9 protein-coding genes and 1 tRNA gene are annotated in these 14570 nt (G+C 67.8%); 9 read left to right on the top strand and 1 reads right to left on the bottom strand.

Annotation, left to right across the window (positions count from 1 at the left end):
* Window positions 1-90 precede the first annotated feature (90 nt).
* The 5 genes from CSEG_RS15755 to CSEG_RS15735 all read left to right on the top strand — a co-directional run bounded on the left by CSEG_RS15755 (window position 91) and on the right by CSEG_RS15735 (window position 10221).
* Window positions 91-2769 carry a TonB-dependent receptor gene (locus CSEG_RS15755; protein WP_013080226.1) on the top strand — a complete coding sequence of 893 codons (2679 nt, stop codon included), beginning with the start codon at window positions 91-93 and terminating at the stop codon, window positions 2767-2769.
* Window positions 2770-2908: 139 nt separating this feature from the next.
* The gene (locus CSEG_RS15750; protein ID WP_013080225.1) at window positions 2909-5221 is read left to right on the top strand and encodes an alpha-N-acetylglucosaminidase; all 2313 of its coding nucleotides are present in this window, start codon (window positions 2909-2911) and stop codon (window positions 5219-5221) included.
* Window positions 5218-6336: an acyltransferase family protein gene (locus CSEG_RS15745; protein WP_013080224.1), complete on the top strand. Its 1119-nt coding sequence runs from the start codon at window positions 5218-5220 to the stop codon at window positions 6334-6336. Before CSEG_RS15750 ends, CSEG_RS15745 begins: the two co-directional genes overlap by 4 nt.
* Window positions 6337-6344: 8 nt before the next feature.
* Window positions 6345-7601 (top strand): histidine-type phosphatase, encoded by a 1257-nt coding sequence (locus tag CSEG_RS15740; protein ID WP_013080223.1) that lies wholly within the window; start codon window positions 6345-6347, stop codon window positions 7599-7601.
* 94 nt (window positions 7602-7695) lie between these two features.
* The gene (locus CSEG_RS15735; RefSeq protein ID WP_083778483.1) at window positions 7696-10221 is read left to right on the top strand and encodes a glycosyl hydrolase 115 family protein; all 2526 of its coding nucleotides are present in this window, start codon (window positions 7696-7698) and stop codon (window positions 10219-10221) included.
* Window positions 10222-10395: 174 nt separating this feature from the next.
* Here CSEG_RS15735 and CSEG_RS15730 read toward each other — a convergent pair.
* Window positions 10396-10470 (bottom strand) — tRNA-Thr (locus CSEG_RS15730).
* 90 nt (window positions 10471-10560) lie between these two features.
* Here CSEG_RS15730 and CSEG_RS22660 point away from each other — a divergent pair.
* The 4 genes from CSEG_RS22660 to CSEG_RS15710 all read left to right on the top strand — a co-directional run bounded on the left by CSEG_RS22660 (window position 10561) and on the right by CSEG_RS15710 (window position 14505).
* The gene (locus CSEG_RS22660; RefSeq protein ID WP_013080221.1) at window positions 10561-11013 is read left to right on the top strand and encodes a hypothetical protein; all 453 of its coding nucleotides are present in this window, start codon (window positions 10561-10563) and stop codon (window positions 11011-11013) included.
* 113 nt (window positions 11014-11126) lie between these two features.
* Window positions 11127-12416 (top strand): UDP-N-acetylglucosamine 1-carboxyvinyltransferase, encoded by a 1290-nt coding sequence (gene murA, locus CSEG_RS15720; RefSeq protein WP_013080220.1) that lies wholly within the window; start codon window positions 11127-11129, stop codon window positions 12414-12416.
* A gap of 3 nt (window positions 12417-12419) precedes the next feature.
* Entirely contained in the window at window positions 12420-12866 is a 447-nt protein-coding gene (locus tag CSEG_RS15715; protein ID WP_013080219.1) for a DUF2948 family protein, read from the top strand.
* Window positions 12867-13059: 193 nt separating this feature from the next.
* A complete protein-coding gene (locus CSEG_RS15710) occupies window positions 13060-14505 on the top strand; it encodes an NCS1 family nucleobase:cation symporter-1 (protein ID WP_041538336.1) in 1446 nt (481 codons plus the stop codon).
* Window positions 14506-14570: the final 65 nt, after the last annotated feature.

Genomic DNA, 14570 nt, shown 5'->3' with positions numbered 1-14570 from the left:
CAAAAAGGTACTTCAATGGTCTGCTTAACCATCAAGGCGCGCGGTCTTGCAGCCGTATCAGCGTCAGCAGTCAACGGGGGATATAAAAATATGATCGATCCGAAATCGAAGAACGCGGCCGCGCGCCGCAAGGCTTTCACGCTCGCCCTGCTGGGCGGCGTCTGCTTCGCCGACATGGCCCTGGCCCAGGCGGCGCCCGCGCCGGCGGCCGAGCCTGAAGCCGTCGACGAAGTCATCGTCACCGCCTTCCGCAAGAGCCTGGCCACCGCCCTGGAAGTGAAGCGCAAGGACGTCCGCGTCTCGGACGGCATCTCGTCGGAAGATATCGGCAAGTTCCCGTCGGAAAACATCGCCGAAGCCATCCAGCGCATTCCCGGCGTTCAGATCTCGAACATCAACGGCCGCGGCTCGACGATCAGCATCCGGGGCCTGGGCCCGCAGTACGCCCTGACCACGGTCAACGGTCAGGCCTTCAAGAGCTCGAATTTCACCGACGGCTTCCGCTACGACGTCATCCAGACGGAACTGGCCTCGGGCATCCAGGTCTACAAGTCGCCGACGGCCGAGATGGACGCTGGCGGCCTGGCCGGCACCGTCAACATCGACACGGTTCACCCGTTCGACGTGAAGGGCCGTCAGATCATCCTGGCGGGCAAGCTGCAGAAGCAGGACCTCGTCGGCGGCGATCCGACCGGCAAGTACGGCCTGACCTATGTCGACCACTTCCTGGACGGCAAGCTGGGCGTCTTCCTGGGCGGCGGCTATCAGGAGTTGAAGGACCGCGGCGACTACCTGTGGATGGACCGTTGGACCGTCAGCAACAACGTCTACACTCCGGCTCGCCTGCGCTATCGCCGCATCGACCGTGAGACCAAGCGCTCGATGCTGAACGGCGCCCTGCAGTTCAAGCCGACCAGCGACCTGCAGATCGACCTGATCGGCACCTACGCCGAAGACAAGACGACCCAGCACATCCACCAGCAGGTGTTCCTGTTCACGACGCCGTCGGCCTCGAACGTCGTGCCGGTGACCGTCACGAACGGCACCGCGACCAAGGTGCAGGTCAACAACTTCCGCCTGGAGAACAACCACCAGTACGAGAACCGGCCGCAATCGACCGGCGCCCTGACGGCCAACGTCCACTACACGGGTATCGAGAACTGGGACTTCAAGGCGACCGGCCACTACTCGCGCGGCAGCGCCAAGCATAACGAAGAGGCCGCGATCCTCGGCGTCAACATCCCGAGCGCGACCGTCGATATCAGCAATCCGAAGAACATCGTGTTCACGACGTCGACGGCGCTGACCGACACGGCCCAGTACAACCCGTCGAGCCTGATCCGGAACACCTATCCGAACGGCGCCTTCCGCACGATCGACTCGTACGAGGACGCGGCTCAGTTCGACGCCAAGCGCTTCCTCGACTGGGGCGTGCTGGAGTCGGTCCAGGCCGGGGCCAAGATCCGTCACGAAGTGCTCAAGCGCTATGTCATCCGTAGGGACGGCCAAAACACCATCCCGGCGTCCTACTCGCCGACCATGGCGTCCAGCGGCCTTTCGATCACCAACTTCATGGACGGCGAGGCGACCCTCCCGGCCGCTTGGGTGTCGCCGAACCTCGACGCCTATCGCGAGGCGCTGAAGGCCCAGGGCGTCACGGTTTACGAGGCGTTCGACCCGGCCGGCAGCTATCGTGTCGAGCGGGACCTGACCTCGTTTTACGCGATGGCCAACCTGAAGGGCGAGGTGCTGTCGAAGACCTTCCGCGGCAACGTGGGCGTTCGCAGCGAAAGCACGGACCAGACGATCGACGGCTATATCGGCGGCGCCGCCAACCCGCTGAACACCGAAGTGAAGCTGGTGGCCGGCACCTACACGGCCAAGAAGTCGTACGACAACATCCTGCCGTCGGCGAACTTCAGCCTCGACCTGACCGACAACCTGCTGCTGCGCGTCGCCGCCGCCAAGGTGCTGGTGCGTCCGATCATCGACTCCAGCAACCAACTGGCCCGCACGATGACCAGCACCACGGACACGAGCGGCGTGAAGGTCTTCACGATCTCGACCGGTCAGGGCAACCTCGACCCGATGACCGCCAACCAGCTCGATCTGACGCTGGAGTGGTACTACGGCCAAGGCAATGGTCTGAGCGCCGGCTACTTCTCCAAGAAGGTCAAGAACGGCGTCTACAGCCAGCTCAGCTGCCCCACCGCCTACGAGGGCGTGTCGCTGTCGAAGAACACGAGCGGCGTCTGCGTGGCCGGCAACGGCGACAACTACATGATCACCGAGAGCCTGAACGACTCGAAGGTTGTCGACATCCACGGCTACGAAGTGAACTGGCAACAGTCGCTCGACGCCTGGCTGCCGATCAACGGCTTTGGCCTGATCGCCAACTACACGCACGTGAACCCGGCCCAGTCGACCACCGGCTTCCGTCTGGCCAATCTGTCGGAGCACACCGCCAACGGCACGCTGTACTGGGAAAACCAGACCTTCAGCGCCCGCCTGTCGGCCAACTACCGCAGCGCCTACGACCAGACCTCGGTGGAGAGCTTCTTCGCCGGCCCGCTGGGCCACACGGTGAAGTCGCGGACCCAGCTGGACCTGAACCTGGGCTACAACTTCAACGAACACCTGAGCTTCGCCTTCGCGGCGATGAACATCAACAACGCGCAGGAAGAGGCCTATCTGGGCAACTCCAGCCGTTGGCAGGAAACCTCGGTCACGGGCCCGAGCTACTACCTGTCGTTCCAGTACAAGATGTAACGCGTTTGGCGCGGCGCTCTCTTCCTCCCCTGAGCGCCGTGTCCTTCCTGGCCTCGCCCGTCGCACGGGCGAGGCCTTCCCCCTGGCGCCCGCCGTTTCCCTTCTCCTAGGCGGCGGGCGTCCCTTTTTGTAGATCCTGATGCCGATGAAAGCCTCTCTGAACCGACGTCAGGCGCTGATCTCCGCGGCCGCCGCCGCCATCGCGGGTCCCGCCTTCGCCGCCCCATCCGCCAAGGGCGCCGCCGCCGCGCGCGCAAGCCTGCAGCGACTGTTCGGCCCACGCCTCGCCGGCGTGAAGCTGTCCCTGACCCCGAGCGCCGGGCGCTCCTGGTATTCGGTCAGCGGCAAGGCCGGCGACCTTTCCATTTCCGGTGATACGCCCGTCGCGCTCGTGCGCGGCGCCTACGCCTATCTGAACCAGGCGGGCCTCGCGCACGTCAGCTGGGAGGGCGATCGGATCGCCCAGAGCGGCGCCTTGCCGGCCGCTTCCGGCGCGCGCGTCGAGACGCCGTTCCGCCACCGCGCCTACCTGAACACCTGCACCTACGGCTACACGACGCCCTGGTGGGGCTGGGACCGCTGGACGCGCGAGATCGACTGGATGGCCGCGCACGGCGTCGACATGCCGCTGGCCATGGAAGGCCAGGAATATGTCTGGCGCGCCCTGTGGCGCGAATTCGGTCTGAGCGAGGCCGAGCTGGCCTACTACTTCTCGGGGCCGGCCTTCACGCCCTGGCAGCGCATGGGCAACATCGAAGGCTATCGCGCGCCTTTGCCGACCAACTGGATCGACAAGAAGAAGGACCTGCAGGTCCAGATTCTGGGCCGCATGCGCTCGCTGGGCATGACCCCGATCCTGCCGGCGTTCGGCGGCTATGTGCCCAAGGCCTTCGCCCAGAAGAACCCCAAGGCGCGCATCTATCGCATGCGGCCGTGGGAAGGTTTCCACGAGACCTACTGGCTGGATCCGGCCGACCCGCTGTTCGCCAAGATCGCCGGCCGGTTCCTGGCGCTCTACACCCAGACCTACGGGACGGGGACCTATTACCTGGCGGACTCGTTCAACGAGATGCTGCCGCCCATCAACGCCGACGGCGCGGACGCGCGCGACGCGGCCTATGGCGACGGCGCGGCCAACACCGCCGCCACCAAGACCAAGGTCGAGGTCGATCCGGCGCTGAAGGCTCAGCGCCTGGCCGCCTACGGCAAGGCCATCTACGACTCGATCCGCCAGGCGCGGCCCGACGCGGTCTGGGTGATGCAGGGCTGGCTGTTCGGCGCCGACAGCCACTTCTGGGATCCGACGGCCATCTCGGCCTATCTGAGCCTCGTGCCCGACGACAAGCTGATGATCCTGGATATCGGCAACGACCGCTATCCGGCCGTCTGGAAGAACGCCAAGGCCTTTGGCGGAAAGCCGTGGATCTACGGCTACGTCCACAACTACGGCGGCAGCAACCCCGTCTACGGCGACCTCGACTACTATCGCCGGGACATTCCCGCCATCGCGGCCAACCCCGAGGCGGGCAAGCTGGCGGGTTTCGGCATGTTCCCCGAAGGCTTGCACAACAACTCGATCGTCTACGACGCGGTCTATGACCTGGCCTGGGGCGCGGGGCGGGAGTCGCTGTCGGCATGGCTGTCGACCTACGCCCGCGCGCGTTATGGCAAGACCTCGCCCGAACTGGACGCTGCGCTTGGCCAGTTGGTCGAGGCTGCCTATTCGACCCGCTACTGGTCGCCGCGCTGGTGGAAGAGCAAGGCCGGGGCCTACCTCTTCTTCAAGCGTCCGACCGCGACGATCGGCGAGTTCCCGCCGCATCCGGGCGACCGCGCCAAGCTGGAAGCGGCCGTCAAGGCGCTGACGGCGCTGGCCCCGGCCTATGCGAACGAGCCGCTGTTCGTGCTCGACCTGACCGACGCGACGCGCCACCTGGCGACGATGAAGATCGACGATCTTCTGCAGGCCGCCGTCGCCGCCTACCGCCGAGGCGATGTCGCTTCCGGTGATCAGGCGCGCGTCGAGATCGCGGCGCTGGCGCTGTCGATCGACAAGCTGTTGGGCGTCCAGCCCGAGACCCTGGCCACCTGGATCGACGACGCCCGCGCCTATGGCGACACGCCCGCCGACGCGGCGGCCTATGTCGCCAACGCCAAGGCCCAGGTCACCGTCTGGGGCGGGGAGGGCAACCTCAACGACTACGCGTCCAAGGCCTGGCAAGGGCTGTACCGCGGTTTCTACCTGCCGCGCTGGTCGATGTTCCTCGACGCGCTGAAGGCGGCTGGAACCGGGACGTTCGACGAGCCCGCCGCCGTGCGGGCCAGCATCGCCTGGGAGCGCGCCTGGGTCGACGCCGAGGTCGCCTATCGTCGCGAAAAGCCCGCCGACCCGGTCGGTGAGATAAAGACCCTGATCGCACGCATCGGTCAGGGCGGGGAGAAGACCGCATGAGCAAGCCCGCCGCCCGCTTCCTGTCCCTGGACGTGTTCCGGGGCCTGACGGTCTGCCTGATGATCGTCGTCAACACCGCGGGGCCGGGCGCCAAGGCCTACACCCAGCTGGTCCACGCGCCGTGGTTCGGGTTCACGGCGGCGGACGCGGTGTTCCCCTCGTTCCTGTTCGCGGTCGGCTGCTCGATGGCCTTCGCCTTCTCGCGGCCGATCCCGACCAACGAATTCCTGGCCAAGGTGCTGCGGCGCGCGGCCCTGATCTTCCTGCTCGGCTTCCTGATGTACTGGTTCCCGTTCGTAAAGAAGATCGACGGGCACTGGGCGCTGATTCCGTTCGCCGACACCCGGGTCATGGGCGTGCTGCAGCGGATCGCGCTCTGCTACATGCTGGCCGCCTTCGCCGTGCGCTGGCTGTCGCCGCGCCTGATCGTGGCGCTGTCGGCCGTGCTGCTGCTGGGCTACTGGGCGATCCTGATGACGCTTGGCGACCCGGCCGCGCCGCTGTCCAAGCTGGGCAACGCCGGCACCCACCTGGACCTCTTCCTGATCGGCCAGAACCACCTCTATCGCAAGGACGGTGGCTTCGATCCCGAGGGGCTGCTGGGCACGCTGCCGTCGACCGTCAACGTGCTGGCCGGCTATCTCGCCGCGCGGTTCCTGAAGGAGAATCCCGGGTCGCAAAGCGCCATGGCGCGGATGGCGATAGCGGGGGTGGTGCTGATCCTGGCGGGCCTGGCCTGGAGCCCGCTGTTCCCGATCGCCAAGAAGCTGTGGACCGGCAGCTTCGTGCTGCTGACCGTCGGCATCGACCTCGTCCTGCTGGCGGCACTGACCAAGCTGCTGGAAGGTCGGGATCCCAATCCGGGGACCTATTTCTTCCAGGTGTTCGGGCTCAACCCGCTAGTGATCTACCTGTTCTCGGAGATCTTCGTGATCGTGCTGGGCATGATCCAGGTCGCGCCGGGCGTCGGGATCTACGAGTGGGTCGGCGTCAATATCTTCCAGGCCATGGCGCCAGGCGCGTTCGGCTCGCTACTGTGCGCGGTGGCCTACATGCTGGTCTGCTGGCTGCTGGGCTATGTCATGGCGCGTCGCGGTATCGTCGTGAAGCTTTAGGAGCCGTCATGCGCCTGTCCCTCCGCATCGCCGCCGCCGCCATCGCCTTGGCCTCAGCGACCGCCGCGTCGGCCGACACGCTCGAAAAGGTCGTGATCCTCAGCCGGCACGGTGTCCGTTCGGCCATGTCGTCGCCCGAAAGGCTGGGGGAGGCCTCGGCCCGCCCCTGGCCGCGCTTCGAGGTTCCGGCCGGCCACCTGACCGCGCGGGGCGGGACCCTGGTCGCGCGCATGGGCGACTACTATCGCCAGCTCTATGTGTCGCAGGGCCTGCTGAAGCCGGGCGACTGCTCGGCCGTCTATGCCTGGGCCAACGTCACCCAGCGCACGATCGCCACCGGCAAGGCCTATGCCGGCGCATTGGCGCCCGGCTGCGCGATCACCGTCAACACGGTGGGCGAGGGCAATGACGACCCAATGTTCGAGCCCGCGAAGGCCGGGATCGTCAAGGTCGATCACGCCCTGGCGCGCGCGGCCGTGGCCGGCCGCGTCGGCGGCGACCTTTCCGCCTGGAGCGCCAGCCACCGCCAGGAGGCCGAGCAGCTCGACGCCTTGCTGATGCAATGCGACAAGGGCCCGTGCCCACCCGCGCCCGGCAAGCGCCGCGTCTTCGACGCCAAGCCCGGCTTCGTGGACGGTGAGGATCTGGCCGGCGTCTCGGGTCCCGAAGCCTTCGCCTCGGGCGTCACCGAGAGCCTGCTGATGGCCTGGGCCGATGGTCACGACTTCGCCGGCCTGGGCTGGAAGGGCCTCGACGAAGAGGCCCTGACCCGGTCGTTCTTCCTGCACCAGGCCGAGTTCGACCTGCGCCTGCGCACGCCCTACGTCGCGCGCGTTCTCGCCGGCCATCTCGCCGACCGCGTGCTGGCCACCGTCGAGAGCGGGGCCAAGCCGAACGCGGCCTCGATCGGCCCCGCCGACGCGAAGCTGGTGGTGATCTCGGGCCACGACGGCACGCTCGCCTCGCTCGGCGGCCTGCTGCGGATGGAGTGGGCCTTGCCGGGCTACCAGCCCAACCAGATCCAGCCGGGCGGCGCCCTGGTGTTCGAGCGCTGGAAGCGCGACGACGGCGCGCGCGTGGTTCGCGTCCGTTTCACCGGCCAGAGCCTGTCCCAGTTGCGGAACATGACCACCCTGGACGCCAAGACCCCGCCGCTGTCGGCCCCGGTGTTCATCCAGGGCTGCGGCACGGCGACCCCGGCCTTCGACTGCCGGCTGGAAGACTTCGAAGCGGTCGTGCGTCGCGCGACGCGCGCGGACGACTAGAGCCGCTCACGCGGCTACAGGAACGTCGCCCAGGGAATGGGCGCATAGACGGCGCGGCCCCGCGCCGCGAGTAGGGAGTTTGGTGATGAAGTGGATGCATGTCGCGGCGGTCTGCGCGCTCGCCCTGGCCTCTTCGGCCGTTCCGAGCCGCGGGGCCTTGGCCGCCAGCGTCTCGAGCCGCGCCGTCGCCGAGTCCGCGCCGATCTTCGCCGACGGCCCCGTCCGGGGCGGCTTCCAGCTGATGGGCGCGGGCTTGGTCCCCACCATCGTGGTCGATCCGGCCGACGCCGCCGTCGTGCGCCACGCCGCCGATGACCTCTCCGACGACATCCTGACCGTCACCGGCCAGCGCGCGACCATCGCCGCCATGCCCGCCGGCAAGACGGCGATCCTGGTCGGCACGCTGGGCCAGAGCCCGCTGATCGATCGACTGGTCACCGCCAAGCGCGTCGACATCTCTCGGCTGAAAGGCGCCTGGGAGAGCTTTGTCATCGCCTCTGTCGACCGCCCCATGCCCGGCGTCGACAAGGCCCTCGTCGTGGTCGGCAGCGATCGGCGCGGGACCGCGTTCGGCGTCTATGAGGTCGCCCAGGCCATGGGCGTCTCGCCTTGGGCCTGGTGGGCGGACGTGACGCCCAAGCGTCGGGAGACCCTGTTCGTGCGCGCCGGCGTCCACCGCTTTGGTCCGCCGTCGGTTCGCTACCGTGGCGTCTTCGTCAACGACGAGGACTGGGGCCTATACCCCTGGGCCGTGAAGACCTTTGACCCGGAGCGCGGCGACATCGGGCCCAAGACCTACCGCAAGGTCTTCACCCTGCTGCTGCGCTTGAAGGCCAACACGCTGTGGCCGGCGATGCACCACACCACCGCGCCGTTCAATTCCGATCCGGCCAACGCCAAGCTGGCCGAGGAGTACGGCATCGTCATGGGCTCGTCCCATGCCGAAGCCATGCTGCGTAACAATGTCGGGGAGTGGAAGGACGACCCTGCGAAGTTCAACTATGCGACCAATCCCGAGGGCGTGAAGGGCTATTGGGAAGAGCGCGCCAAGGCGAACGCGGGCTTTGAGAGCCTGTGGACCGTCGGCATGCGCGGCATCCACGACACCGGCATGGTCGGTCCCAAGACCACCGAGGAAAAGGTCGCCCTGCTGGACAAGATCATCGCCGACCAGCGCGAGATCCTCAGCCGGAACGTCAACGCGGACGTCGCCAAGGTCCCGCAGATCTTCGTACCCTATAAGGAAGTGCTGGGCGTCTACCGCGCCGGCCTGAAGGTCCCCGACGACGTCACCATCGTCTGGCCGGACGACAACTTCGGCTACATCCGCCAGTTCGCCAGTCCCGAGGAGGCCGCGCGCAAGGGCGGGGCGGGGGTCTACTATCACCTCTCGTACCTCGGCTATCCGTTGGCCTATCTGTGGCTCTCGACCACGCCGCCGGCTCTGGTTCAGGAAGAGATGACCCACGCCTGGGACAAGGGCGCGCGCAACGTCTGGATCGCCAATGTCGGCGACATCAAGCCGGCCGAGATCGGGACCAGCCATTTCCTGGAGATGGCCTGGGACATCGACCGCTGGCGCGGCAAGACCCAGAAACAGTTCCTGCACGACTGGACCGCGCGCAACCTGGGTCCGGATCTCGCGGCCAAGACCGCCGACCTGATGGACCGCTACTACCGCCTGAATTTCGAGCGCCGTCCCGAGCACCTGGAGTGGCTGCCCAAGGCCGAAAGCCGTCACCTGTCGAGCTACACGCCCGAGGAGGTCAACGCGCGCCTGAAGGCCTTCCGCACGCTGGTCGACGAGACCAAGGCGGCGGGACAGCAGGTTTCGCCGGAGCTGCGCGACGCCTGGTTCGAGCTGGTGGAGTTCCCGATCCGGGTCTCGGCGGCGGCGAACATGCGGTTCTTCGCGGCCGAGCGCTACAACGCGGTGATCGACAACGACCAGGCCATGGCCCGCTCGGCCGGCGGCGCGGCCGTCGAGGCCCAGGCCGAGATCACCGCCCTGACCGATCGCTTCAACAACCAGATCGCCGGCGGCAAGTGGCGCTGGCTGATGCCGGAGGAGCCGGCCGACAGTCAGTGGCGCATCTATCGCGCCCGCTCGATCCCGTTGCCGGGGGCTGGCCTGACCGCCGATTCGGGCAAGTTCCTGAACGTCGTCGACAACGCCGGTCCCACCGGCGCCCTCACGACAGAGGCGGAGACCTTCGCCGCCAACGCCGGCTGGCGCCTGGTCGAGGGCGTCGGACGAGGACGGGGCGTGATGATCGCCGACGCGGCGGGGGCTTCGCTGTCCTTCAAGGTCGACGTTCCGTCAAACGGTCTCAGCCTCCAGTTGGGCGTGCTGCCGATCTTCCCGGACGGGCAAGGCGGCGAGATCGTTCTGGATGTCAGCATCGACGGCGGTCCGGTCCAGCGCGTGTCCTGGCCGCGCGCCGTGGGGGCGCCGGCCTGGGCGCAGGGCGTGCTCGACAACTTGCTGAAGGCCTCCGTGGGGCCCGCGCTGTCGCCCGGCGCGCACACGGTCCAGGTGGTCGCCCGGACAGGCCGCGTCGCGCTGGATCAGCTCCGCCTCGCCGCGCCCGAGGACGTTCCGACCCACGAGAACCACTGACACGCGCCTATGCGCCGGCGGCCGCCTCCTGGCGGTCGCCGGAAGCGCTCATGGGACCGTTCACCTCGCCGGACAGCATCCGCGCGGGGAAACGCGCGTTCGCGCCTAAGGCGCTGCAATATCTGGATTGTCTGGGGAAGTGGTGGGGACCCAAGTTCGTCACTTGGGTCCCCATGGTGCCGCCGGGCAGGATTGAACTGCCGACCTCAGCCTTACCAAGGATGCGCTCTACCACTGAGCTACGGCGGCGACGAGGAGGGGGCGTATAGCGAGGAGAATCGCGAACGCCAAGCCCAAAATCGCCTTGACCGAAGAACTTTGTCGCCGCACCCCGACGATATGCCGATCAGCGACGACAAGACGACGCGCGAGGCCAAGCTCGCCGAAGCGCTCAGGACCAATCTGCGCAAGCGAAAAGCCGCGTCCCGCGGGGTTTCCAACGATTTCGACCCGGCGATCGAGGCCGCGCGCGCGGCGCCGCGACCGTATAACGTCGTTCGAACGTTGCTGGGGATAAGTCACCGCGACGGCGAACGCGCCGAACTGTCTATCGAGCTCTCGGTCCCGTTCCCGAATCCGGACGGGGAGGGCTGGGCCGTGGCGGTGCGGCTGACGGGGGACGGCGGCCAGTTCGACACCGAGTTCGGCAAGGCCGCGTTCGGGCGCGACGGTCTGGCGGCGACGCGCAAGGCGATCGACCTGGCGCAGGTGGCGCTGGACATCGCTGGCGCCACGCACGACCTTCGCTGGCCCGAGGACGAGCGGCCCTACGACCTCTCCGCGCCTATCTAAGCCGCCAAATTTAGCCGGGGAGCCCTTGCAAGCCCTCTTGCAACGGATAGAACCCGCCCCTCACATGTGAGCCGCGCCGAGCACCCCCAGCTTGGACGCGTTCGAGGGACCTAATGGATCGCATCGCCATCACCGGCGGCGCGCAGCTGAACGGGACGATCCCGGTCAGCGGCGCCAAGAACTCGGCCATCAAGCTGATGGCGGCCAGCCTGCTGACCGAAGAGCCGCTGCGCCTGACCAACATGCCGCGCCTGGCGGATACGCGCTTTCTGGGCAAGCTGCTGACGCGCCTGGGCGTTCAGGTCACCGAAAGCGATGGCCCCGACGGCCAAGAGACCGTGTTGCACGCGCCGGAGATCACCAGCGGCTTCGCGCCGTACGATCTGGTCCGCCAGATGCGCGCCTCGTTCAACGTTCTGGGCCCGCTGGTCGCCCGCTCGGGCCAGGCGAAGGTCTCGCTGCCGGGCGGCTGCACGATCGGCGCGCGTCCGGTCGACCTGCACCTGCAGGCTCTGGAGGCCCTGGGCGCCAAGATCGACCTGCACGAGGGCTATGTCTACGCCCAGGCCCCGCGCGGCCTGAAGGGCGCGGAGATCACCTTCCCGATCGTCTCGGTCGGCGCGACCGAGCACGCCATGCTGGCCGCGGTGCTGGCCGATGGCGTCACGGTGATCCACAACGCCGCCTGCGAGCCGGAACTGGCCGACCTGCAGGACTGCCTGAACGCCATGGGCGCCAAGGTCGAGGGCGCGGGCACGCCGACCATCACCATCACCGGCGTCGCCCGCCTGAAGGGCGCGACCCATGCGGTGATCCCCGACCGGATCGAGATGGGCACCTACGCCGTCGCCGCCGCCATGGCCGGCGGTGAAGTGCGCCTGACCAACGCCCGTCCCGGCCTGATCGACGCTCTGCTCGACAAGCTCAAGGAAGCCGGCGCGGGCGTCGAGCCGACCGCCGACGGCGTCATCATCCGTCGCAACGGCCATCGCCTCGACGCCGTCGATGTCGAAACCGCGCCGTTCCCGGGTTTCGCCACCGACTTGCAGGCCCAATTCATGGCCCTGATGACCACGGCCAAGGGCGAGAGCCGCATTCGCGAGACGATCTTCGAGAACCGCTTCATGCACGCCCCCGAGCTGATGCGCCTGGGCGCCGACATCTCGGTGTCCGGCGGTGAGGCCCGCGTGCGCGGCGTCGAGCAGCTGGAAGGCGCCGAGGTGATGGCCACCGACCTGCGCGCCTCGGTCAGCCTGGTGATCGCCGGCCTGGTCGCGCGCGGCGAGACCACGGTCTCGCGCATCTACCACCTCGACCGCGGCTTCGAGCGCCTCGAAGAGAAGCTGGGCGCCTGCGGCGCTCAAGTTCGCCGCATCCCGGGCGACGGCGAGGCGGAGCTGTAGCCGATGGCTGAAACCGCCAAGCCGCTTCGTCTGCTGGCCCAGGACGCCGAGGACCTGGCCGTGCTGTCCGCCGCCTTGCAGGACGCCGTCGCCAAGATCGGCGACATCCGCTGGGACGCACAGGGCCGCACCCTCACGGTGGCCTGCAACCGCTTCCGCTGGGAGGCTCTGGGCCAGCGCGCCAAGGCTGGCGAGCGGGTGCGCTCCGCCCTGCAGTTCGGCGACGTCACGGGCGTCCAGGCGCGCAACCTGCGCCGCGACGCCAAGGGCGCGGTGGTCGAGCTGCTGTCGATCGGGTTCGAGGCCGCGGAAGAGGCTCCGGCGGGCGTCGTCACCCTGACCTTCGCCGGCGGCGGCGACATGCGGGTGCTGGTCGATTGCCTGGATGTGGCGCTCGCGGACGTCTCCGATCCGTGGAGTACGCCCCGCACGCCCGGGCACGCGGACTGAGCTTCAGTCTTTGAACGGAATTTCAGCGCCCCCGCGCCGGTGTGACCGCCGGGCGGGCGGCGTGTCTCCGTCTGTCGAACAGATGACAAATCGCTGTCACTCCCGCCAGGGCGGCGCCTAGGCTCCCTACTGCGCGCGCAGACCGAAGGCCCATGCGCCCGCTCGCGGTTTTGGGGCTTTGGGGACGAGCGGCATGAGCGCGCCCGACGGCGATCTCTGGAACCAGGACTTGGCGCCGACCAGCGCCGCCCAACGCAATTGGCGCTGGTGGCACTTCGCCGCCCTTTGGCTGGGCATGGTGATCGCCGTGCCCGCCTACATGCTGGCCGGAGGCCTGATCGACCAGGGACTGTCGGCGGGCCAGGCCGTGGCCGCGATCATGCTGGGCAACCTGATCATCCTCGGGCCCATGCTGCTGATCGGTCACGCCGGCGCGAAATACGGCGTGCCTTTCGCGGTGCTGGTGCGCTCGTCGTTCGGTTGGCGGGGCGCCAGCCTGCCGGCCTTGGCCCGGGCCCTGGTGGCCTGCGGCTGGTACGGCATCCAGACCTGGATCGGCGGCGGCGCGCTGCTGACGCTGCTAGGCGTCATGGTCGGCAAGAACCTGACCGGAGCGATGACGCCGCTGGGGATCGGAACGGGGCAGTTGCTGGCCTTCGCCGCGTTCTGGCTGCTGCAGCTGCTGTTCGTCACCAAGGGCCTGGACGCCGTTCGGAAGCTGGAGACCTGGACCGCGCCGGTGAAGGTCGTTGTCTGCGTGGCGCTGGTCTGGTGGGCGCTGTCCAAGGCCGGCGGTCTGGGGCCGATGCTCCACGCGCCCTCGGTCTATGATCCGGGTCACGCCAAGGCCGGCCGGTTCTGGATCGAGTTCGCGCCGATCGTCACGGCCATGGCCGGGTATTGGGGCACCTTGGCGTTGAATATCCCGGACTTCACGCGGTTCGCCCGCGCGCAGCGCGACCAGATCCTGGGGCAGGCGATCGGACTGCCTGGCCCGATGACCCTGATGGCGGTGATAAGCGTGATCGTCACCTCGGCCACCGTGATCATCTTCGGCAAGTCGATCTGGGATCCTGTGGCCCTGGCCGGCGACATCGGGGGGATCGCGGTGATGATCGGCCTGCTGGTCATCAGCCTGGACACCATCTCGTGCAACATCGCCGCCAATCTGGTCGGCCCCGCCTACGACTTCGCCGCCGTCTGGCCCGAGAAGATCACCTATCGCATCGGCGGCTACGTCACCGTGACCATCGGCGCCCTGATCATGCCCTGGAAGCTGATGGAGAGCACGAACGGCTACATCTTCGTCTGGCTGACCGGCTATGGCGCTCTGCTCGGCCCGATCGCGGGCATCATGATCGCCGACTATTGGTTCGTGCGCCGCACCGCGTTGAACACCGAGGACCTCTATCGGCGCGACGGCGTCTATGCCTACCACAAGGGCTGGAACCCGGCCGCGGCGGTCGGTCTGGCCGCGGGCGTTCTCCCGAACCTGCCGGGCTTCCTGGCCACGGCCTTCCCGCATGTGTTCGAGGGCGTCGGCGCGTTCTGGACGGGCCTCTACGCCTATGCCTGGTTCGTGGGCTTCGTGCTGGCTGGCGGGATCTACTGGCTGATGATGCGTCGTCGCGCGGCGTGAAGCCGCTCCGACCATCGCCTCGACGGTGACACGGAAAGAATTCTGGCTTGCATAGCGGTGCAAAA

It is taken from the genome of Caulobacter segnis ATCC 21756 (assembly GCF_000092285.1).
GTDB classification, from domain to species: Bacteria; Pseudomonadota; Alphaproteobacteria; order Caulobacterales; family Caulobacteraceae; genus Caulobacter; species Caulobacter segnis.
The sequence above is the reverse complement of the archived record's forward strand: the minus strand, read 5'-3'. Positions and strand labels throughout refer to the sequence as shown.

Coding starts and splice junctions, on each gene's coding strand:
- CSEG_RS15755 (WP_013080226.1), top strand. CDS start 91: ATGATCGATCCGAAATCGAAGAACGCGGCCGCGCGCCGCAAGGCTTTC.
- CSEG_RS15750 (WP_013080225.1), top strand. CDS start 2,909: ATGCCGATGAAAGCCTCTCTGAACCGACGTCAGGCGCTGATCTCCGCG.
- CSEG_RS15745 (WP_013080224.1), top strand. CDS start 5,218: ATGAGCAAGCCCGCCGCCCGCTTCCTGTCCCTGGACGTGTTCCGGGGC.
- CSEG_RS15740 (WP_013080223.1), top strand. CDS start 6,345: ATGCGCCTGTCCCTCCGCATCGCCGCCGCCGCCATCGCCTTGGCCTCA.
- CSEG_RS15735 (WP_083778483.1), top strand. CDS start 7,696: ATGCATGTCGCGGCGGTCTGCGCGCTCGCCCTGGCCTCTTCGGCCGTT.
- CSEG_RS22660 (WP_013080221.1), top strand. CDS start 10,561: ATGCCGATCAGCGACGACAAGACGACGCGCGAGGCCAAGCTCGCCGAA.
- murA (WP_013080220.1), top strand. CDS start 11,127: ATGGATCGCATCGCCATCACCGGCGGCGCGCAGCTGAACGGGACGATC.
- CSEG_RS15715 (WP_013080219.1), top strand. CDS start 12,420: ATGGCTGAAACCGCCAAGCCGCTTCGTCTGCTGGCCCAGGACGCCGAG.
- CSEG_RS15710 (WP_041538336.1), top strand. CDS start 13,060: ATGAGCGCGCCCGACGGCGATCTCTGGAACCAGGACTTGGCGCCGACC.